Here is a 17,353-nt window from a genome sequence, read left to right on the forward strand (position 1 = left end):
GCCGTGACGGGGACCGTCTACGCGGCCGGAGCGGTGTGCTGGCGGATCATCGAGGGCCGCCCGCACATCCTCGTGATCCACCGACCGCACCGGAGGGACGTCAGCCTGCCCAAGGGCAAGGTCGATCCGGGCGAATCGCTGCCCGAGACGGCCGTGCGCGAGATCCGCGAGGAGACGGGGCTCGCGGTCGGACTCGGGGTCCCGCTGGGCTCGACCGAGTACACCCTGCCGAACGGACGATCCAAGGCGGTCCACTACTGGGCGGCGCGGGTCAGCGAGAAGGCCGTGCTGCACTCCGACTTCCTGCCCAACCGCGAGGTCGAGGCCCTGGAGTGGGTCACGCCGAAGCGGGCGCGGGGCTACCTCACCTACCCGCACGACGTCGCGATCGTGGACGAGTTCTCGCGGATCGCGGCCCGCGGCGGGCTCGAGACGTTCGCGCTCGTCGTGCTGCGGCACGCGAAGGCCGTGCCCGCCGACTCCTGGGACGGACGCGACTCCACCCGCCGCCTCAACAAGCGCGGGACCGACGAGGCCGCCGCAGCCGCCCGCGCCGTCGCCGCCTGGCGCCCGCGCCGGCTCGTCTCGAGCACGGCGAAGCGATGCCGCTCGACGATCGCCCCGCTCGCCTCCCTCGTGAAGAAGCCCGTCCGCCTGTCGGAGGACATCAGCCAGGACGCGTTCGAGCACGGCACCACCGACATCCGCGGGCTGGTCGGCAAACGCGTGCGCGCCCGCAGGACCGCGGTGCTCTGCAGCCACCGGCCGGTCATCCCCGAGATCCTGCGCGAGATCGCCCTCGCGACCGCGACTCCGATCGGCGCCTACCTCGACGAGGCCTCGCACCTGCCCACGGGCGGATTCACCGTGGTGCACCTCTCGAGCGAGCACCCCGGGTCGGGGATCGTGGCGATCGAGACGCACGCGCCGCTCGCCTGACACGGCACGGCCGCCCGACCGGAGCGATCCGGATCCTCGGCGCGCCCGGCAAGCCCCGACGGGCCTCGTTCACCGCCCGTTCACCCAGCGGACCGTGGGCGGACACGACCCCCTCGTACATTCGCTCGCGGGCTGCACCAGGCCCTGTTCTGTTTCCATGCTTTCCTACCCGAAAGGGATACTTGTGAGAATCTCGCGTCTCGGCCAGGCGGCCGTCGTCGCCGCCGTCGCAGCGATCACTCTGACCTCGTGCGCAGCCAACGAAGGAACGACGGCCCCGGCCGGCGACTCCTCCTCCGGCGCTGCCAGCAGCCTCGAGGGCACGCTCAACGGCATCGGCGCCTCGTCGCAGGGGTCGGCCCAGGAGGCCTGGGTCGCCGCCTTCCAGACGGAGAACCCCGGCGTCACCATCAACTACTCGCCCGACGGCTCCGGCGCGGGCCGCGAGGCGTTCATCGCCGGCGGCGCCGACTTCGCCGGCTCGGACCGCGCGCTCAAGCTCGAGGAGCTCGACGGCTCCTTCGGCAAGTGCGCCGAGGGCACCTCCGCCATCGACGTCCCCGCCTACATCTCCCCGATCGCCCTGGTCTTCAAGATCGACGGCGTCGACGAGCTCAACCTCGACGCGGCCACCGCCGCGGGCATCTTCAAGGGCACCATCACCAAGTGGAACGCCCCCGAGATCGCCGCGCTCAACCCCGACGCGACGCTCCCCGACGCCAACATCACCGCGGTGCACCGCTCGGACGACTCGGGCACCACCGAGAACTTCGCCGCGTACCTCAACGCGACCGCCCCGGACGTGTGGGACGCGGAGCCGGACGGAGTCTGGCCCTACGAGGGCGGCGAGGCCGCTCAGGGCACCTCGGGCGTCATCGACACCGTGACCAACGGCACCAACACCATCGGCTACGCCGACGCGTCGCGCGCCGGTGAGCTCGGCACCGCGAAGATCAAGGTCGGCGAGGAGTTCGTCGAGTACTCCCCCGAGGCCGCTGCCGCGATCGTCGACGCCTCGCCCGAGGCGACCGACCGTCCCGACAACGACATCGTGTACGAGATCGACTACTCCACCGAGGAGTCGGGCGTGTACCCGGTCGTCCTGGTCAGCTACCTCATCGCCTGCCAGGAGTACCAGGACCCCGCGACGGCCGAGCTCGTCAAGGCGTACCTTGGCTACGTGACCAGCGAGGCCGGTCAGGAGGAGGCAGCGACCTCCGCCGGCGCCGCCCCGCTCTCGTCCGAGCTGTCGGCTCAGGTCGCCACCGCGATCGAGTCCATCAAGTAATCCCCCCTCGCGAGTCGGCCCCGGACCCCCACCGGTCCGGGGCCGACTCGCGGATCGGCCCCCTCCCCCACTCCGAACGCAGGGAACCCATCCATGAGCACCGCAGAGCGGCCCGTCGGCGCCATCAAGGCGAAGCAGCGCCCGGCCGACCGGATCTTCGCCGGGACGGCGATGGCCTCCGGCACGCTGATCCTCGTCATCCTCGCCGCCGTCGCCCTCTTCCTGGTCGTGCAGTCGATCCCCGCGCTCACCGCGCCGAGCGACGAGATCTCAGGTGGCGCCGGCTTCTGGGCCTACGTCGGCCCCCTCGTCTTCGGCACCGTGTACGCCGCGGCGCTCGCCCTCGTCATCGCCGTGCCGATCTCGATCGGCATCGCGCTCTTCATCTCGCACTACGCCCCGCGCCGTCTCGCGCAGGGCCTGGGCTACGTGATCGACCTGCTGGCCGCCGTGCCGTCGGTCGTCTTCGGCCTCTGGGGCATCACGGTCCTCGCCCCCTTCGTCCAGCCCTTCTACACGTTCCTCACCGACGCGTTCGGCTGGTTCCCGCTCTTCTCCGGCCCCGTCTCGGGCACCGGACGCACGATCCTCACCGTGGCCCTCGTGCTGGCGGTCATGATCCTGCCCATCGTCACGGCGATCTCCCGCGAGGTCTTCCTCCAGACGCCGACCCTGCACGAGGAGGCGGCGCTCGCCCTCGGCGCGACCCGCTGGGAGATGGTCCGCACGGCGGTCCTGCCCTTCGGCCGCCCCGGCATCATCTCGGCCTCCATGCTCGGCCTCGGCCGCGCACTGGGCGAGACCATGGCCGTCGCGATCGTCCTCTCGCCGTCGTTCGTCGTGAACTTCGCGCTGCTGCAGTCGACGAACTCCAACACGGTCGCCGCCAACATCGCCCTGAGCTTCCCCGAGGCCTACGGCCTCAAGGTCAACGAGCTGATCGCCTCCGGCCTGATGCTCTTCGCCATCACGCTCGTCGTGAACATGCTCGCCCGCTACATCATCAACCGCCGCAAGGCCTTCTCGGGAGCGAACTGATGGTCACCATGACGACTCCTCCTCGCCAGCGCCGCCGCGTCGAGGACGCCGCTCCCGCGGTGACGAACACGCTCACGAGCGGGCAGCTGCCCAAGTGGGCCCCCCTCGCCCTCCTCGGCGGCAGCCTCGCGCTGATGGCCGTCGTCTACGCGCTCCTCGCCGTCAGCGGGGTGACCGCCGGCTTCGACATCGTCGGCACCGTCTTCTTCGGCGCCGTGCTCTACACGGTCTCGGTGTTCGTGCTGGCACGACTGGTCGAGGGCGCCCGACGGGCCACCGACCGGGTCGTGACGACCCTGGTCACCGCGGCGTTCGTCGTCGCGCTGATCCCGCTGATCTCGCTGATGTACACCGCGATCACCGCGGGAGCCGCGCGCTTCGACATCACCTTCTTCACCTCCTCGATGCGCAACGTCGTCGGCGAGGGAGGCGGAGCGCTGCACGCGATCATGGGCACGCTGATCATCACCGCGCTCGCGGCGGTCATCTCGATCCCGATCGGCCTGATGACGGCGATCTACCTCGTCGAGTACGGCCGCGGCCCCCTGGCCCGCGGCATCACGTTCTTCGTGGACGTCATGACCGGCATCCCCTCCATCGTCGCCGGCCTCTTCGCCTACGCCCTCCTCGTCCTGTTCTTCGGACCGGGCGTCCGGATGGGCATCGGCGGCGCGGTCGCGCTCTCGGTGCTGATGATCCCCGTGGTCGTCCGCTCGACGGAGGAGATGCTGCGGCTGGTCCCGAACGAGCTCCGCGAGGCGTCCTTCGCACTCGGCGTGCCCAAGTGGCTGACCGTCGTCAAGATCGTCCTCCCCACCTCGATCGCCGGCATCGTCACGGGCGTCATGCTCTCGATCGCCCGCGTCATCGGCGAGACGGCTCCGCTGCTCATCGTCGCCGGCTTCACGCAGTCGATGAACTACAACCCGTTCGACGACCGGATGATGACCCTCCCGGTCTTCGTCTTCCGCCAGTACGCGGACCAGGGCTCCGACGCCGCCGCGTACATCGACCGGGCCTGGACCGGCGCGCTGGTCCTCATCCTGATCGTCATGCTCCTCAACCTGCTCGCACGCATGGTCGCGCGCATCTTCGCCCCCAAGCTCGGCCGCTAACCCGAAGGATCTCCGTTGTCCAAGCGCATCGAAGTCAACGACCTCAACGTCTACTACAGCAAGTTCCTCGCGGTCGAGGGAGTCGGGCTCACCATCGAGCCCCGCACCGTCACCGCCTTCATCGGCCCGTCCGGCTGCGGCAAGTCGACCTTCCTCCGCACGCTCAACCGCATGCACGAGGTCATCCCCGGCGCCTACGTCGACGGCGAGGTGCTGATCGACGGGAACAACCTCTACGGCCCCGGCGTCGACCCGGTGCTCGTCCGCCGCCAGGTGGGCATGGTCTTCCAGCGTCCGAACCCGTTCCCGACGATGTCGATCCGCGACAACGTGCTGGCCGGCGTGAAGCTCAACAACCGCCGCATCAGCAAGTCCGACGCGGACGACCTGGTCGAGAAGTCGCTCCAGGGCGCGAACCTCTGGAACGAGGTGAAGGACCGCCTCGACAAGCCGGGCTCCGGTCTCTCCGGCGGTCAGCAGCAGCGTCTGTGCATCGCCCGCGCGATCGCGGTCTCTCCCGACGTCCTGCTGATGGACGAGCCCTGCTCGGCGCTCGACCCGATCTCGACGCTCGCGATCGAGGACCTGATCGAGGAGCTCAAGAACGAGTACACGATCGTGATCGTGACCCACAACATGCAGCAGGCATCGCGCGTCTCGGACCGCACCGCGTTCTTCAACATCGCGGGCACCGGCAAGCCGGGCAAGCTCATCGAGTACGACGACACCGCGACGATGTTCTCGCGCCCGTCCGTCCAGGCGACCGAGGACTACGTCTCGGGCCGCTTCGGCTGATCCCGCGCCCTCGAACCAGAAGAGCCGCACTCCCCTCGGGGGTGCGGCTCTTCTCGTTCGCGTGGTCCGTACGGTCAGGCGGTCTCGATGGCGAGGATGGGATCGGTCGTCGGAGTGTCCGACCCGCCCTCGTCCTCGATCGTCACCGCGACGACGGCGCCCTCGGCCATGGTGCCCTCGAGAGGAGCAACGGTGCGCCCGTCGCCTCCCTCGAAGAGGCCTGCGGCCACGGGCCCGGTGGAGTCGATGTACCAGAGCTCGTACGTCTTGCCGTCGGGCAGCGGAGCGAGGTCGTCGACGACGAGCGCCGAGCGGCCGAGCGACCCCGACCAGACCAGCGTCGCGGTCTCGCCCGAGGCGACGGTGGCGACGGCCTCCTGCGCGTCAGGGGCGTTGCGGATCTCCTCCAGCGCCGTGAGCTCCTGGGTCTGACCGGAGCCGGGCGCGAGCACCTGGGGCAGCGTCACTCCGCCGACCACGATCACGGCGGCCGCGGCGGCGGCCGAGAGGTAGACGGCGGGTCGGGTGAACCAGCGGCCGCGAGCCTTCGCCTCGGCGCTGTGCCGCGCGGTGGACGGCGCGACCGTCTCGTCCGCGCCGGGGCGAGCGACGGGAGGCACCTCCGCCTCGACGGCGTGCAGTCGCGGGGTCTCGACCGGCTGGGCCGGCTCGTCCCGCGGCAGTTGCGGCGTCGTCGCGATGAGGGCCATGAGATCGGCCTTCAGGCGCGGGGACGGAGCCACCGGTGCCGCGTCCTCGGCGAGGGCGTCGGCCACTGCGGCGAACCCGTCGGCCTCGGCACGCGCCTCCGGGTGCTCGGCGAGGAACCGCTCGTACCTCGCCTGCTCCTCGGGAGTCAGGATGCCGAGGGCGTGGCCCGCGGCGAGCTCGCGAGGGTCGTCGGGTCGATTCACGTCGGTCACCGGGTCACCCCCATCTCTTCTCGAAGTCTGATCATTCCATCGCGCAGGCGCGTCTTGACGGTACCGACGGGGCACTGCAGGATCCCCGCGATCTCGCTGTGCGAGTACCCGCCGTAGTACGCCAGCTGCAGCGCCTGCCGCTGCAGCTCGGTCAGCCTGCCCATGGCGGCTGCGACCTTCTCGTGCTCAAGAGACACCTCCGCCTGTTCGGCGACCTGGTCGTAGTCACGACCCAGATCCCGGATTCCGATGCGCACGTCCCGGTCGCGGCCCGCTTGAGCCGCGCGTACCCGATCGATGGCCCTGCGGTGTGCCATCGTGAGGATCCAGGTCGTCGCGCTTCCTTTATTCGGAGCGAAGCGTCCAGCGGTTTGCCAGATCTCGAGGAACACCTCCTGGGTCACCTCCTCGGACTGAGCGCGGTCGACCAGCACGCGGGTGACGAGTCCGAGGACGCGGGACGCGGTGAGGTCGTACAGCTCCGAGAACGCCGCCTGATCGGCGGCGGCGATGCGCTCGAGGAGCGAACCGAGGTCGGTCGTGGTGTCGTCGCTCATCGTCGCTGCCCCGTCCGGGCCCGCTTCTGGAAGCCGGCGCTCACCGCGGAGACGACGACGGCGACCGCCGCGACGATCACGACCACCTCGAGGGGGTGGACCACGAAGCGGATGTCGAGTGCGAATCCGCCGATGTCGACGAGCGCCGGATCCTTGAGCCGGGGCGAGAGCCAGAGGGCGATCAGGCCTGCGGCCGCCGCGGTCAGGGCGGGGTAGGTCCGGGGTCGGATGAGGACCCAGAGACCGGCGATCACGTCCAGCACCGCCAGGGAGCGCATCACCACGCCCTGCGACACGGTGACGCCTCCGCCGAGGAGTGCGCCGTCGGCGTCGTCGACCTGCGGAGCGCCGAGGAGGTAGAGGGCTGCGGCGACCAGCAGGCCGATGCCGGCCCACCACCGCGCGCCCCGTCGGAACGCGATGCGGTTCTTCATCGGGGTGGCGCCTGTCTGTCGAGGACTCGGACGTGCGGTGCGGGGCGGCCCGCCTCCGACCACCCGCCACTGGGCCCTCGCTCCCGTGCGGTTCTGCGGGGAAGAAAGGGGCCGGACCGCAGAACGCCTCTCGGCGCGAGGCCGCTCGAAGCGGCTACAAGTGGAGCCCGGGGTTACTGCGATCCGGCCTCGCCCAGTCTAACCACTGCCCCGGGGGTGGTCGCGAGGCGCGTTCGCGGTGGGTGAACGGCCTTGCGCTGCAGCGCCTACTCCAGGGAGTCGCTCCGCCACAGCCGCGCGCAGCCGGCGAGCTCGGAGGCGGTGGTCGAGAGGCGGAGGGCCCGCGTGGTCAGCTCGCTGGCGCGCGGTCCGTCGATCAGCTCGACGTCGTCGGCGACCGAGGCCGCTCCGGAGGCGCTCACGCGGCAGAACGCGGCGGCGCGGTCCAGCGCCACGGCGAAGTCGCCGTCGAAGACGCCGCGGAGGATCCGGTCGGCGAGCTCGGTGATCTCGGCGGGTCCGGTGGGGGTGCTGGCGCCCGCGACCACCGGGTCGATGGTGGAGGAGAGCTCCACGCCGCGCTGGTAGAGGAAGCTCGTGCTCTGCGGATCCTGCCGGATGACGAGCCGGAGCAGGTAGATGCGCCAGAGGGCGCCCGGCAGGCTCGAGGCGCTCGAGCGCGCCCACAGCTCGGCGAGCGCGTCGATGCCGTTGTGGTCGGTGTACTCGACCAGGCGGTCGATGATCACCGGATCCGGGTCGTCCCGGACCCGGCTGAGCAGGGCGATCGCCGTCTCGTGCGCCACCCGGGTGATCTGGGCGGGGTCCTCGCCTCCCTGGAACGCCTCGAAGACGTGGGAGGGGAACTTGGTCGGCTTGTGGAAGCCGTCTGTCATGGGGCCGCCTTCCGCGGTCGGGAGAGCGGGCGCAGGCGTCCGCTCGGGAGTGAAGGGGTTCGAGGAGGGTAACGCCTGCGGGCCGCCGGATATGCCCCGGTCCGGGCGCCGTCGGGTCGGTCCGCCGGGCGCGCTACCCTGGATCCGCGGGCCTCTAGCTCAGTTGGCAGAGCAGCGGACTTTTAATCCGCGGGTCGTCGGTTCGAGCCCGACGGGGCCCACTCCCTCTCCCGCCGCACGGCACTACGGCTTCGGCGGCTCCGCCAGCGGGAGCGACTCGGGCTCGCGGGTCACCACGAGGCCGCGGTCGCCGTGGGACGTCGCGAGCATCTCGCGCAGCCAACTGTCGTTGAGCCGGGGCGGACGACCGCCGACGAAGTGGAACTGCAGCGGGATGTGCGGGGAGATCCAGACGGTGACGCGGCCGGATCCGCTCTCGACGGGCTTCACCCAGCTCAGGTAGAAGGTCTCGTGCCGGCGGAGCTTGCGGCCGACGACGACCTGCACGTGGGCCAGGACGCGGTCGTCGAACTCTTAGACGTCGGAGGAACCGTAGATGAGCTGACCCATGGAAAAGATTTTCCCAGGGGCACGGATATTCGCCCTCGGGGTAGACAGACGATGCCCTTTCAGGGAAGCCCCCCGCTCGCGGGGCGCCCTCCGGACCGTTAGCGACGCCGCCCCTCGAACGGAATCCCCCTGTGCGGACTCGGGAGCGCGGTGACGATGGAGAGCATGAAGCGCCTTCATTACGCCGGTGGTTCGCTGCTCGTCGGGGACGCCGTGGCACACGCGATCCTCGGCTACGCCCGCGAGCTGGGACTGCGCGGCATCGCCGACACGATCGTCGTGGCAGGGACGACGCCCGACGGCGAGCGCGAGCAGGCCGAGCTGCTGATCGGGCCCGCGAGCCAGCTCCTCCTCGTCGAGGACGACTCGCCGGAGGATCCCGCAGCGGATGCGGCGACCCTCGAAGAGCTCGACCGTCGCCGCGGCGCGCTGGAACCGCGCGTCGAGCACGTCACGGCCGAGGACCAGCCCGAGCCCGTGGCGGACTACGACGAGTGGTCGATGCTCGCGCGCGACGAGGAGTGACCGGCGCGCCTACTCGTGGCAGAGCGACCAGATCGAGTCCGGGTAGTCGTGCACCTCGTCGCCGTCGAGCAGACGCCAGACTCCGGCCTGGTGCTCGAGGAGGCGGCCGTGCACGACCTCCGATCTCCATCCGTCGTCCGTCCGGTACCACCGCACGAGTCGGATGCTGACAGAACTGCGGGTTGCGACCCGTTGAGACATCGTCGTCCTCACCGGCGCCCGCTCCGACGTCGCGACGGTGCGACGAGAGGCCGGGACGCCTGAGGCGAGCCTACGCCGCTCCCGGCCCCCCGGGGAGGGGTCGAGGGAGCGCTTCCATCACGATCCGGACGCCCCGTCGAGGTCGCGGTCAGTAGAGAGCGGATCCCCGCCGCAGCTGCCTCGAACGTCGGCGCAATGCCCTGTCGCTGGGGCCGAACGTCCCCGCCTCCAGCAGCTGACGGAGGGAGTCGGCCACCTGCCGGGCGAGACGGGGATCGATCGCCCCCGGGACGCGGAGCGAGTCGATGAGGTCGAGGGCCGTCCGCGTGGTGCGAGAGATCGCCATGCCACGAACCTAGGGAGCCCGAGCGGCGAGCGGCGCACCCCGCACGGGGGCGCGCGACGGCATCAATGCTCACCGTCGCGCCGCACCCGCGGGGTGGTGCCGGAGTCAGTCGTGCCCGTTGCTCGTCTCGCCGCGACCGGTCGAGGACTGCAGGCGATCGATGTGCTCGGACGCCTGCGCCTTGGTGAGGTCGGCCGGGAGGGTCTCGCCGGCCTCGCGGGCGAGGGTGTCGAGGTAGCTGCGCTGCGGGCCGGTCATCGGCTCATCGCCGGTGACCCAGTCGGACGGGTCCTTGCTGGCGCTGGTGTCGCTGCCCTCGTCGGCGCGGGCTCCGAGGACGTCGCCCTCGGTCTTGATGTCGGGGCCTGTGGTGTCGTTGTCGCTCATGCTGCGACGGTACGCGCGACCACCGACAGCGGCGAGGGCTTGCGGATCGGCGGCGACGACTCCGCTCGGCCCGGACCGCTTCTCAGGAACCGAGGAGGGCGTGCGCGACCGTGAAGATCACGAGGCCCGCGAGTGCGCCCACCACCGTGCCGTTGATCCGGATGAACTGCAGGTCCTTACCCACCTGGAGCTCGAGCTTGTCGGAGGTCTCGCGAGGGTCCCAGCGCTGGATGGTGTCGCCGATGATGCTCGCGATGTCGGCGCGGTAGCGGTCGACCAGGTTCGCGGCGACCGTGCCGATCCAGGCGTCGACCGTGCTCGCGAGCCGCTCGTCGGTCGAGAGGCGGCGGCCGAGGTCCACGACGATCGATTCCAGGCTCGCGCGCAGCGGGCTCTCCGGGTCGTCCATCGCGCCGAGGAGGGACGACTTCGTCGACTCCCAGACGTCGCCCGCCAGCTCGCGGACGCGCGGGCTGTCGAACGCCTGGTTCTTGATCTCCTCGACCCGCGCGACGAGATCGGGGTCGGTGCCGAGGTCCTCGGCGAGGGTCGCGAGGTAGCCGTCGATGGCGAGCCGGAGCGGGTGCCCCTGCTCCTCCCTGACCGCGTGCACGAACACCAGGGCCTCGTGGTACAGCCGCTCGTCGATCGCCCGGCTGACCGCCGACGGCAGCCAGGTCGGCAGCCTGCCGCTGACCATGCGGGTGAAGCTCTGCGGATTCGCGGCGAGCCACGCCTCCGCCTGCTCGACCAGCGTGTCGACGAGCCGGCGGTGGTGCCCGGCCTCGACGATCCCGCCGACGAGCTTCCCCAGCGGAGGCCCCCACTGCGGATCGAGCAGGTGGCGGCGGGCGAGCGCCTCGATCACGCCCTGCACGTGGGAGTCGTCGAGCAGGGCGATCGCCGCGCGGACCGCGGCGGCGCTCTCGTCGCCCACGCGGTGCGCGTTGGCCGGCTCGGCGAGCCAGACGCCCGCACGCCGGGCGATGCCGAACGAGTCGAGCTTCTCGCGCACGATCGCACCGCGGAGGAAGTTCTCCTCGACGAACTGCGCGAGGCTCGTGCCGATCTCGTCCTTCTTGGTCGCGATGATCGCCGTGTGCGGGATGGGCAGCCCGAGTGGCCGGCGGAACAGCGCGGTCACCGCGAACCAGTCGGCGAGGGCGCCGACCATGCCGCCCTCGCTCGCCGCCCGGACCCACTGGAGCCACGGGTAGCGGTCCTGCAGTGCGAACGAGACCGCGAAGACGATCGCTATCACGACCAGGAGGCCGGTGGCGATGCGCTTCATCCGGACGAGCGCGGCCCGCTTCGCGGCGTCGTCGCGCCCGGTCGAGGTGGTCACCGTCATGAGGCGGAGGGGAACCCCTCGTGCCGGATGCCCCAGGCCACGGTCCACTCCTCGCCCGGCTCCAGCCAGCGCAGGCCCTGACCCGAGTTGAGCGCCTCGGCGGGAGCGGTCATCGGCTCGACGGCGATCGCGGTCTTGACGTCGTCGCCCTCGGGGAAGATGCGGGTGATGAAGACCTGGATGTAGTTGTGCGAGGCGTCGGCCCAGAGCAGCACGCGGCGCCCGTCGGAGGCGCTGAGGCCGTGGACGCTCTCGCCGTCGACGACGGTGACGTCGGCCCAGGCGTCGTCGAGCTCGAGATCGCCGATCCGGCGGCCCCGGCGCAGGTCCCACTCCGTGCCCTCGACCGGGCTCTGACCGGTGGGGTTCAGCCGTTCGTCGACCTCGATGTGCACGGCCGCGTCGACGGTGATCTCGAGCTCGTCGGTCGGGACGTCGCCGATGGCGAGGAAGGGGTGCGTGCCGATCGCGACCGGCGCCTCCTCGGCTCCGACGTTGACCACGCGGTGCACGACCTTCAGCCCGTCGGCCTGCAGCTCGTACCGCACGGTCGTCTCGAGGTGGAACGGCCAGCCGCGCTGGGGGACGACCGGAGCGGCGAGCTCGACGAACGAGGGCCCCTGGTCGACGAGGCGGTAGGAGGTGCTGGTCAGCAGCCCGTGGAGCGCGTTGTGGTACTTCGGCTCGGTGATGTCGAGCTGGAGGGTCCGCCCGGCGTGGTGCCACTTGCCGTCCCGCACGCGGTTCGGCCAGGGGACCAGCACGATGCCCGACCCGAAGGGCGGCACGGTGGTCTCGGGGTATCCGGCGGTGATCTCGACGCCGTCGACGGAGAGGTGGCGCAGCCCTGCTGCCACCTCCGTCACGACGGCGTGGAGCGTGCGGCCCTCGGCGGTGAGGTCGAGGGCGTACTGGCGCCCGGTCGCGGGGGCGGGAGTGAAGTCGGCCATGCGTGAATCCTACGGACCGATGCCGGTGACGGGCGCCGCTCGAGGATCAGCAGCGCGTGACGGCCAGGCCCGACTCCTCCAGCTCGGCGACGACGCCCGCCTCGGCCGCGCCGCCGGTGAGCAGGAGGTCGAACTCGTCGGCGCCGGCCACGCGGCCGAGGTCGACGACCCCGAGCTTGCGGGAGTCGGCGACGACGACGCGACGGGCGGCGGCCTGCAGCATGCGGCGCTTGAGGGTCGCCTCCGGGAGGTTGACGTTGGTCACCCCGGCCCGCGGATGCACGCCCGTGCAGCCCACGAAGACGACGTCGGCGCGGATCCGCTCGAGCATCTCGGAGGCCAGCGGCTCGACGAGCGAGTGCTGGAGCGGGCGCAGCGTGCCTCCGGTGACGACGACGGTGAACCGCGGGATCGCCGGTTCGAGGGCGAGGGCGGTGGAGAGCCCGTTCGTGATGACGGTGATGTCGCGGAGCTCCTCGCGGGCGACGAGGGCGTGCGCGATCGCGAGCGGAGTCGTGCCGACGTCGAGGATCACGCTCTCGCCGGAGGAGACGGACGCGGCGGCCTCGCGCCCGATCGCCGCCTTCTCCTCGGCGGCGGCGGCCAGGCCCTCTTCGAGCGAGCGCTCGCCCGGTCTGGCGGCCGACGGGATCGCTCCGCCGCGCACTCGCTGCACCGAGCCCTCCCCCGCCAGCTGGTCGAGGTCGGAGCGGACGGTGACCACCGAGACTCCGAGGCGCTCGGCCAGGTCGGCGACCGAGACGAAGCCCGAGCGCTCGGCCAGCAGTCGCATCCGGAGTCGGCGCTCGACAGCGGAGCGCCCGTCGTGCTCGCCGTCTGCTCTCATGCGCCCATGCTGGTCCGGCGGGGGTGGCTTGTCAAAGCGAAACCGCGCTTTCCTTTTCGAAGAGCAGCCCCTAGTCTGAGTCCCGCCATGAACGAAGCGATCCCCCTCTCCGCCGGCGTCGTCAAGCGCCCGCACACCCTCGCCGACGGGCGAGAGCTCCTCTACTTCGACGACGCCGACACGACTCTGCCGCCCGAGCGCAGCGCCGACGCACGCGACCTCGATCCGCGACCCGCGACGGCGCGCATGCGCCAGGACGTCCTCACCGGGGAGTGGGTGTCGATCGCCGCCTCGCGGCAGAACCGCGTCTTCCTCCCGCCGGCCGAGCTCGACCCGCTCGCACCGGCCTCGCCGACCAACCCGTCCGAGGTGCCGAGCCGCTACGACGTCGCGGTGTTCGAGAACCGCTCGCCGTCGTTCGGCCCGCTGCTCGAAGACGAGGACGCGCCCGCCTCCCTCGAGGATCTGCGCACCCTCGGCCTCGGCCGCACGCTGACCAGCGTCGGCCGCTGCGAGGTCGTCTGCTTCAGCCCGGAGCACGAGGGCTCGTTCTCGACGCTCTCGGCGTCGCGCGCCCGCACGGTCGTCGAGGCCTGGGCCGACCGCGTCGCCGCCCTCTCGGCCCTGCCCGGCGTGCAGCAGGTCTTCCCGTTCGAGAACCGCGGCGAGGCGATCGGAGTGACGCTCCACCACCCGCACGGCCAGATCTACTCCTACCCCTACGTCACGCCCCGAACGACGCGCCTCCTCGCGTCGCTCGACTCCTACGGACCGACGCTGTTCGCCGACGTCCTCGCGTTCGAGCAGGCCGGCGACCGCGTGCTGATCCGCGGCGAGCACTTCACCGCCTTCGTGCCGTTCGCCGCGCGCTGGCCCGTCGAGGTGCACCTCCTGCCGCACCGCCACGTCGCCGACATCAGCGAGACGACGCCGGAGGAGCGCGACGAGCTCGCGAAGGTCTACCAGCGCCTGCTCCGCGGCATCGACGCGCTCTACGACACCCCGACGCCGTACATCGCCGCCTGGCACCAGGCGCCCGTGCACGAGCGCCGCGACGAGGTGCGCCTGATGCTGCAGATCACCTCGCCGCGCCGCGCCGAGACGAAGCTCAAGTACCTCGCCGGCAGCGAGGCCGCGATGGGCGCCTGGATCGGCGACATCGCTCCCGAGACCAGCGCCGCCGCCCTGCGCGCCGCGATCGAGCGCGCCGACGCAGCGACGCTCGAGGCCGAGGTCGCGCAGCGCCCCGACGCCTCCCTCCCCGACACCCCCTCCGACACCGAGGAGACCCGATGACCTCCGCCTCCCCCTCGCTCGACGCCGTCGCCGAGCGCGCCGCCCGCGACTTCGAGCGCGAGTACGACCACGCCCCCGCGGGCGTGTGGGCAGGGCCCGGCCGCGTGAACCTGATCGGCGAGCACACCGACTACAACGACGGGTTCGTGTTCCCGTTCGCGATCGACCGCGCGACCGCGATGGCCGTCGCGCTGCGCGAGGACCGCGTCATCCGCATCGCCAGCGCCTTCTCTCCCGAGCACGTCGAGATCTCGCTCGACGATCTCGCTCCGGGTGCGATCGCGGGCTGGTCGGCCTACCCGCTCGGTGTCGTCTGGGCTCTCACCGAGTACGGCGTCGACCTCGGCGCCCGGACCGGGTTCGACGCGTTCGTCGACTCCGACGTCCCGGTCGGTGCGGGGCTGTCGAGCTCCGCCGCGCTGATGTGCGCCATGGCCGTCGCGCTGAACGAGCTCTGGGAGCTCGACCTCGACAAGGCGACGCTCGCTCGGGTCGGACGCCGGGCCGAGAACGTCGCCGTCGGCGCCCCGACCGGGATCATGGACGAGTCCGCCTCCCTCTTCGGGCAGCGCGACGCGGCCGTGTTCCTGGACTGCCGGAGCCTGGACACCGAGGTGATCCCGCTCGGTTTCGAGGAGGCCGGCCTCGTCCTCCTCGTCATCGACACGAAGGTCGAGCACGCGCACGCCACGGGCGGTTACGCCGAGCGGCGCGCCTCCTGCGAGCTGGGCGCCTCGACGCTCGGCGTGGAGTCGCTGCGCGAGCTGTCCGTCGACGATCTCCCGCGCGCCGAGGAGCTCCTCGACGACGTCACGTACCGCCGCGTGAAGCACGTGGTGACCGAGGACGCGCGTGTCCTCGCGACCGTGCGGACCCTCCGCGAGCAGGGCCCCCGCGCCATCGGCGAGCTCCTCGACGCCGGCCACGTCTCCCTCCGCGACGACTTCGAGATCTCGGTTCCCGAACTCGACACGGCCGTCGAGGCCTCGCGGGGTGCGGGAGCCATCGGCGCCCGCATGACCGGGGGCGGCTTCGGCGGCTCCGCGATCGCCCTCACGCCGGTCGAGAAGGAGGAGGAGGTGCGCGCCGCGGTCCTCGCCGCCTTCGCCGCGAAGGGCTTCCGCGCGCCGGAGCTGTTCCTGGTCACCGCCGCCGACGGCGCGGGCCGGGTGCGCTGAGCGCTGCACGACGAGGGAGCCGGCACCAGCCTCCGGACCACCGCGGTGGATCGGACGGCGCGGGTGCCGGCTCCCTCTGCGTCCGGTGGACCTCAGGCGGGCGGGACGACCGCGCGCAGAACTCCCCCGGTGACCCTCACGAGCTCCGAGGCGCTGGTCGGGTACACCGTGTGCGCGTGTCCCGCCGCCGCCCACACCGTGCCGTACTCCGCGAGCGCCTCGTCGACCACGGTGCGCAACGCGCGGGGATGACCGACCGGCGCGACGCCTCCGATGGTCTGGCCCGTGGCCTCTTTGACCACCGACGCGCTCGCCCGGCCGATCGTGCCGCCCAGCTCGCCGCCGAGCCACTCCGTGTCGACGCGGTGGCCGCCGCTCGTCAGCACGAGCAGCGGCTCCCCGTCGAGGAGGAACACCAGCGAGTTCGCGATCTGACCCGGCTCGATGCCGAGCGCCGCAGCCGCGAGGACCGCGGTCGACGCGGCCTCGTCGAGCCAGCGCATGGGCGGATGCACCCCGTGCACCGCGAGATCGGCCAGGACGCGGTCGACCGCGGGGTGACTCCGTTCGCTCATGCCGCGAGGCTAGCGACTACTCCGTCATCGTCGCGATGTCGATGACGAAGCGGTACCGCACGTCGGACGAGAGCACGCGCTCGTAGGCGGCGTTGATCTCGGAGGCCGGGATGACCTCGACCTCGCTCGCGATGCCCTTCTCGGCGCAGAAGTCGAGCATCTCCTGGGTCTCGCGGATGCCTCCGATGCCCGAGCCCGCGAAGGAGCGGCGAGCGCCGAAGAGCGTGAAGACGTGCAGCGGCAGGGCCTCGGCCGGCGCGCCGACGTTCACCATGGTGCCGTTCAGGCGCAGCATGCCCAGATATGCGTCGAGGTCGAGCGGGGCGCTGACGGTGTTCAGGATGATGTCGAAGGTGTTCGCGAGGGTCGAGAACGTCTCCTCGTCCTTCGTCGCGTAGTAGTGGTCGGCGCCCAGGCGCAGGCCGTCGTCCTTCTTGCCGAGCGTCTGCGAGAGCACGGTGACCTCGGCGCCCATGGCGTGCGCGAACTGCACGGCCATGTGGCCCAGGCCGCCGAGTCCGACGACGGCGACCTTCTTGCCGGGGCCGGCGTTCCAGTGCGACAGGGGCGAGTAGGTGGTGATGCCGGCGCACAGCAGCGGCGCGGCGGCCTCGTAGGGGATCGACTCCGGGACGCGGAGGACGAAGTCCTCGACGACCACGACGTGGGTGGAGTAGCCGCCCTGGGTGATCGTGCCGTCGCGGTCGACGGCGGCGTAGGTGCCGACGTTGCCCTTCAGGCAGTACTGCTCCTCGCCCGCGAGGCAGTTCTCGCACTCGCGGCAGGAGTTGACCATGCAGCCCACGCCGACGCGGTCGCCGACGGAGTGCTTGGAGACATCGGAGCCGACCTCGGCGACGACGCCGACGATCTCGTGGCCGACGGTCAGCGGGTAGGCGACCGGTCCCCACTCCCCGCGCACGGTGTGGATGTCGGAGTGGCAGATGCCGGAGTAGGCGATCTCGATGAGCACGTCGTGCGGGCCGACGTCGCGGCGCTCGACGGTGGTCGGGATCAGCGGCTCGGTGGCGGACGGGGCGGCGTAGGCGGATACGGTGCGCATGGGTTCTCCTCGTGGGGCGGGCGCACTCGAAGACGGGTCCGACGGGGGTGGGGGACGCGAGTGCGCCCGGCAACGCTAC

The 17,353-nt window shown here is 71.5% G+C and carries 20 protein-coding genes and 1 tRNA gene; 9 read left to right on the top strand and 12 right to left on the bottom strand.

Going from position 1 to position 17,353, the window contains the following annotated elements; all coding sequences use genetic code 11:
• Nucleotides 1-3 precede the first annotated feature (3 nt).
• The 5 genes from LRG51_RS06445 to pstB all read left to right on the top strand — a co-directional run bounded on the left by LRG51_RS06445 (nucleotide 4) and on the right by pstB (nucleotide 5,175).
• On the top strand, nucleotides 4-939 hold the full coding sequence (locus LRG51_RS06445; protein ID WP_055787633.1) for an NUDIX hydrolase: 936 nt from the start codon (nucleotides 4-6) through the stop codon (nucleotides 937-939).
• Nucleotides 940-1,123: 184 nt separating this feature from the next.
• Nucleotides 1,124-2,227, top strand: a complete 1,104-nt coding sequence (locus LRG51_RS06450) for a phosphate ABC transporter substrate-binding protein PstS (protein ID WP_055787629.1) — start codon at nucleotides 1,124-1,126, stop codon at nucleotides 2,225-2,227.
• A gap of 93 nt (nucleotides 2,228-2,320) precedes the next feature.
• Nucleotides 2,321-3,265, top strand: a complete 945-nt coding sequence (gene pstC / locus LRG51_RS06455; RefSeq protein ID WP_055787626.1) for a phosphate ABC transporter permease subunit PstC — start codon at nucleotides 2,321-2,323, stop codon at nucleotides 3,263-3,265.
• 8 nt (nucleotides 3,266-3,273) lie between these two features.
• Nucleotides 3,274-4,380, top strand: coding sequence for a phosphate ABC transporter permease PstA (pstA, locus tag LRG51_RS06460; protein ID WP_055788985.1), 1,107 nt, complete (start codon nucleotides 3,274-3,276; stop codon nucleotides 4,378-4,380).
• 15 nt (nucleotides 4,381-4,395) lie between these two features.
• Complete coding sequence (gene pstB / locus LRG51_RS06465) at nucleotides 4,396-5,175, top strand: phosphate ABC transporter ATP-binding protein PstB (RefSeq protein ID WP_055787623.1); 780 nt, start codon at nucleotides 4,396-4,398, stop codon at nucleotides 5,173-5,175.
• A 74-nt stretch (nucleotides 5,176-5,249) separates the two neighbouring features.
• On the opposite strand, the gene LRG51_RS06470 is transcribed toward pstB, so the two are convergent.
• The 4 genes from LRG51_RS06470 to LRG51_RS06485 form a co-directional block, all read right to left on the bottom strand.
• Entirely contained in the window at nucleotides 5,250-6,098 is an 849-nt protein-coding gene (locus tag LRG51_RS06470) for an anti-sigma factor (RefSeq protein WP_055787620.1), read from the bottom strand.
• A complete protein-coding gene (gene sigK / locus LRG51_RS06475) occupies nucleotides 6,095-6,655 on the bottom strand; it encodes an ECF RNA polymerase sigma factor SigK (protein WP_055787617.1) in 561 nt (186 codons plus the stop codon). Before sigK ends, LRG51_RS06470 begins: the two co-directional genes overlap by 4 nt.
• Entirely contained in the window at nucleotides 6,652-7,089 is a 438-nt protein-coding gene (locus LRG51_RS06480) for a hypothetical protein (protein ID WP_055787614.1), read from the bottom strand. The genes sigK and LRG51_RS06480 overlap by 4 nt, the downstream gene beginning before the upstream one ends.
• Nucleotides 7,090-7,355: 266 nt before the next feature.
• Entirely contained in the window at nucleotides 7,356-7,985 is a 630-nt protein-coding gene (locus LRG51_RS06485; protein ID WP_055787611.1) for a hypothetical protein, read from the bottom strand.
• Nucleotides 7,986-8,133: 148 nt separating this feature from the next.
• Between LRG51_RS06485 and LRG51_RS06490 the strand changes: the two genes are divergently transcribed.
• A tRNA-Lys gene (locus tag LRG51_RS06490) sits at nucleotides 8,134-8,206 on the top strand.
• Between the two features lie 22 nt (nucleotides 8,207-8,228).
• Here the strand turns inward: LRG51_RS06490 and LRG51_RS06495 are convergent.
• Nucleotides 8,229-8,492, bottom strand: coding sequence for a DUF7882 family protein (locus tag LRG51_RS06495; protein ID WP_230671789.1), 264 nt, complete (start codon nucleotides 8,490-8,492; stop codon nucleotides 8,229-8,231).
• Between the two features lie 228 nt (nucleotides 8,493-8,720).
• On the opposite strand from LRG51_RS06495, the gene LRG51_RS06500 reads away from it, so the two are divergent.
• The gene (locus LRG51_RS06500; RefSeq protein ID WP_055787608.1) at nucleotides 8,721-9,080 is read left to right on the top strand and encodes a hypothetical protein; all 360 of its coding nucleotides are present in this window, start codon (nucleotides 8,721-8,723) and stop codon (nucleotides 9,078-9,080) included.
• Nucleotides 9,081-9,429: 349 nt separating this feature from the next.
• Here the strand turns inward: LRG51_RS06500 and LRG51_RS06505 are convergent, their stop codons facing one another.
• The 5 genes from LRG51_RS06505 to LRG51_RS06525 all read right to left on the bottom strand — a co-directional run bounded on the left by LRG51_RS06505 (nucleotide 9,430) and on the right by LRG51_RS06525 (nucleotide 13,162).
• Nucleotides 9,430-9,627 (bottom strand): hypothetical protein, encoded by a 198-nt coding sequence (locus tag LRG51_RS06505; RefSeq protein ID WP_056866578.1) that lies wholly within the window; start codon nucleotides 9,625-9,627, stop codon nucleotides 9,430-9,432.
• Between the two features lie 105 nt (nucleotides 9,628-9,732).
• Entirely contained in the window at nucleotides 9,733-10,014 is a 282-nt protein-coding gene (locus tag LRG51_RS06510; protein WP_230671791.1) for a DUF3072 domain-containing protein, read from the bottom strand.
• An 82-nt stretch (nucleotides 10,015-10,096) separates the two neighbouring features.
• Complete coding sequence (locus LRG51_RS06515; RefSeq protein ID WP_230671792.1) at nucleotides 10,097-11,365, bottom strand: DUF445 domain-containing protein; 1,269 nt, start codon at nucleotides 11,363-11,365, stop codon at nucleotides 10,097-10,099.
• On the bottom strand, nucleotides 11,362-12,315 hold the full coding sequence (locus LRG51_RS06520; RefSeq protein WP_055787595.1) for an aldose 1-epimerase family protein: 954 nt from the start codon (nucleotides 12,313-12,315) through the stop codon (nucleotides 11,362-11,364). Before LRG51_RS06520 ends, LRG51_RS06515 begins: the two co-directional genes overlap by 4 nt.
• A gap of 46 nt (nucleotides 12,316-12,361) precedes the next feature.
• Entirely contained in the window at nucleotides 12,362-13,162 is an 801-nt protein-coding gene (locus LRG51_RS06525; protein WP_230671794.1) for a DeoR/GlpR family DNA-binding transcription regulator, read from the bottom strand.
• Nucleotides 13,163-13,249: 87 nt separating this feature from the next.
• Here LRG51_RS06525 and galT point away from each other — a divergent pair, with 87 nt between their 5' ends.
• Together galT and galK are read left to right on the top strand one after the other, a co-directional pair.
• Nucleotides 13,250-14,458 (top strand): galactose-1-phosphate uridylyltransferase, encoded by a 1,209-nt coding sequence (galT, locus tag LRG51_RS06530; protein WP_230671795.1) that lies wholly within the window; start codon nucleotides 13,250-13,252, stop codon nucleotides 14,456-14,458.
• The gene (gene galK / locus LRG51_RS06535) at nucleotides 14,455-15,636 is read left to right on the top strand and encodes a galactokinase (protein WP_230671797.1); all 1,182 of its coding nucleotides are present in this window, start codon (nucleotides 14,455-14,457) and stop codon (nucleotides 15,634-15,636) included. Before galT ends, galK begins: the two co-directional genes overlap by 4 nt.
• Nucleotides 15,637-15,728: 92 nt before the next feature.
• On the opposite strand, the gene LRG51_RS06540 is transcribed toward galK, so the two are convergent.
• Nucleotides 15,729-16,211, bottom strand: coding sequence for a YbaK/EbsC family protein (locus LRG51_RS06540; RefSeq protein WP_230671799.1), 483 nt, complete (start codon nucleotides 16,209-16,211; stop codon nucleotides 15,729-15,731).
• A 16-nt stretch (nucleotides 16,212-16,227) separates the two neighbouring features.
• Nucleotides 16,228-17,274, bottom strand: a complete 1,047-nt coding sequence (locus tag LRG51_RS06545; protein WP_230671801.1) for an NAD(P)-dependent alcohol dehydrogenase — start codon at nucleotides 17,272-17,274, stop codon at nucleotides 16,228-16,230.
• Nucleotides 17,275-17,353 lie beyond the last annotated feature (79 nt).

It is taken from the genome of Rathayibacter sp. Leaf248 (genome assembly GCF_920939495.1).
Classification (GTDB): Bacteria; Actinomycetota; Actinomycetes; order Actinomycetales; family Microbacteriaceae; genus Rathayibacter; species Rathayibacter caricis.

Excerpts from the sequence above, each read along its gene's own strand:
- pstC (WP_055787626.1), top strand. The coding sequence starts at position 2,321 with ATGAGCACCGCAGAGCGGCCCGTCGGCGCCATCAAGGCGAAGCAGCGC.
- pstA (WP_055788985.1), top strand. The coding sequence starts at position 3,274 with ATGACGACTCCTCCTCGCCAGCGCCGCCGCGTCGAGGACGCCGCTCCC.
- sigK (WP_055787617.1), bottom strand. The coding sequence starts at position 6,655 with ATGAGCGACGACACCACGACCGACCTCGGTTCGCTCCTCGAGCGCATC.
- LRG51_RS06480 (WP_055787614.1), bottom strand. The coding sequence starts at position 7,089 with ATGAAGAACCGCATCGCGTTCCGACGGGGCGCGCGGTGGTGGGCCGGC.
- LRG51_RS06485 (WP_055787611.1), bottom strand. The coding sequence starts at position 7,985 with ATGACAGACGGCTTCCACAAGCCGACCAAGTTCCCCTCCCACGTCTTC.
- LRG51_RS06500 (WP_055787608.1), top strand. The coding sequence starts at position 8,721 with ATGAAGCGCCTTCATTACGCCGGTGGTTCGCTGCTCGTCGGGGACGCC.
- LRG51_RS06505 (WP_056866578.1), bottom strand. The coding sequence starts at position 9,627 with ATGGCGATCTCTCGCACCACGCGGACGGCCCTCGACCTCATCGACTCG.
- LRG51_RS06510 (WP_230671791.1), bottom strand. The coding sequence starts at position 10,014 with ATGAGCGACAACGACACCACAGGCCCCGACATCAAGACCGAGGGCGAC.
- LRG51_RS06515 (WP_230671792.1), bottom strand. The coding sequence starts at position 11,365 with ATGACGGTGACCACCTCGACCGGGCGCGACGACGCCGCGAAGCGGGCC.
- LRG51_RS06520 (WP_055787595.1), bottom strand. The coding sequence starts at position 12,315 with ATGGCCGACTTCACTCCCGCCCCCGCGACCGGGCGCCAGTACGCCCTC.
- LRG51_RS06525 (WP_230671794.1), bottom strand. The coding sequence starts at position 13,162 with ATGAGAGCAGACGGCGAGCACGACGGGCGCTCCGCTGTCGAGCGCCGA.
- galT (WP_230671795.1), top strand. The coding sequence starts at position 13,250 with ATGAACGAAGCGATCCCCCTCTCCGCCGGCGTCGTCAAGCGCCCGCAC.
- galK (WP_230671797.1), top strand. The coding sequence starts at position 14,455 with ATGACCTCCGCCTCCCCCTCGCTCGACGCCGTCGCCGAGCGCGCCGCC.
- LRG51_RS06540 (WP_230671799.1), bottom strand. The coding sequence starts at position 16,211 with ATGAGCGAACGGAGTCACCCCGCGGTCGACCGCGTCCTGGCCGATCTC.
- LRG51_RS06545 (WP_230671801.1), bottom strand. The coding sequence starts at position 17,274 with ATGCGCACCGTATCCGCCTACGCCGCCCCGTCCGCCACCGAGCCGCTG.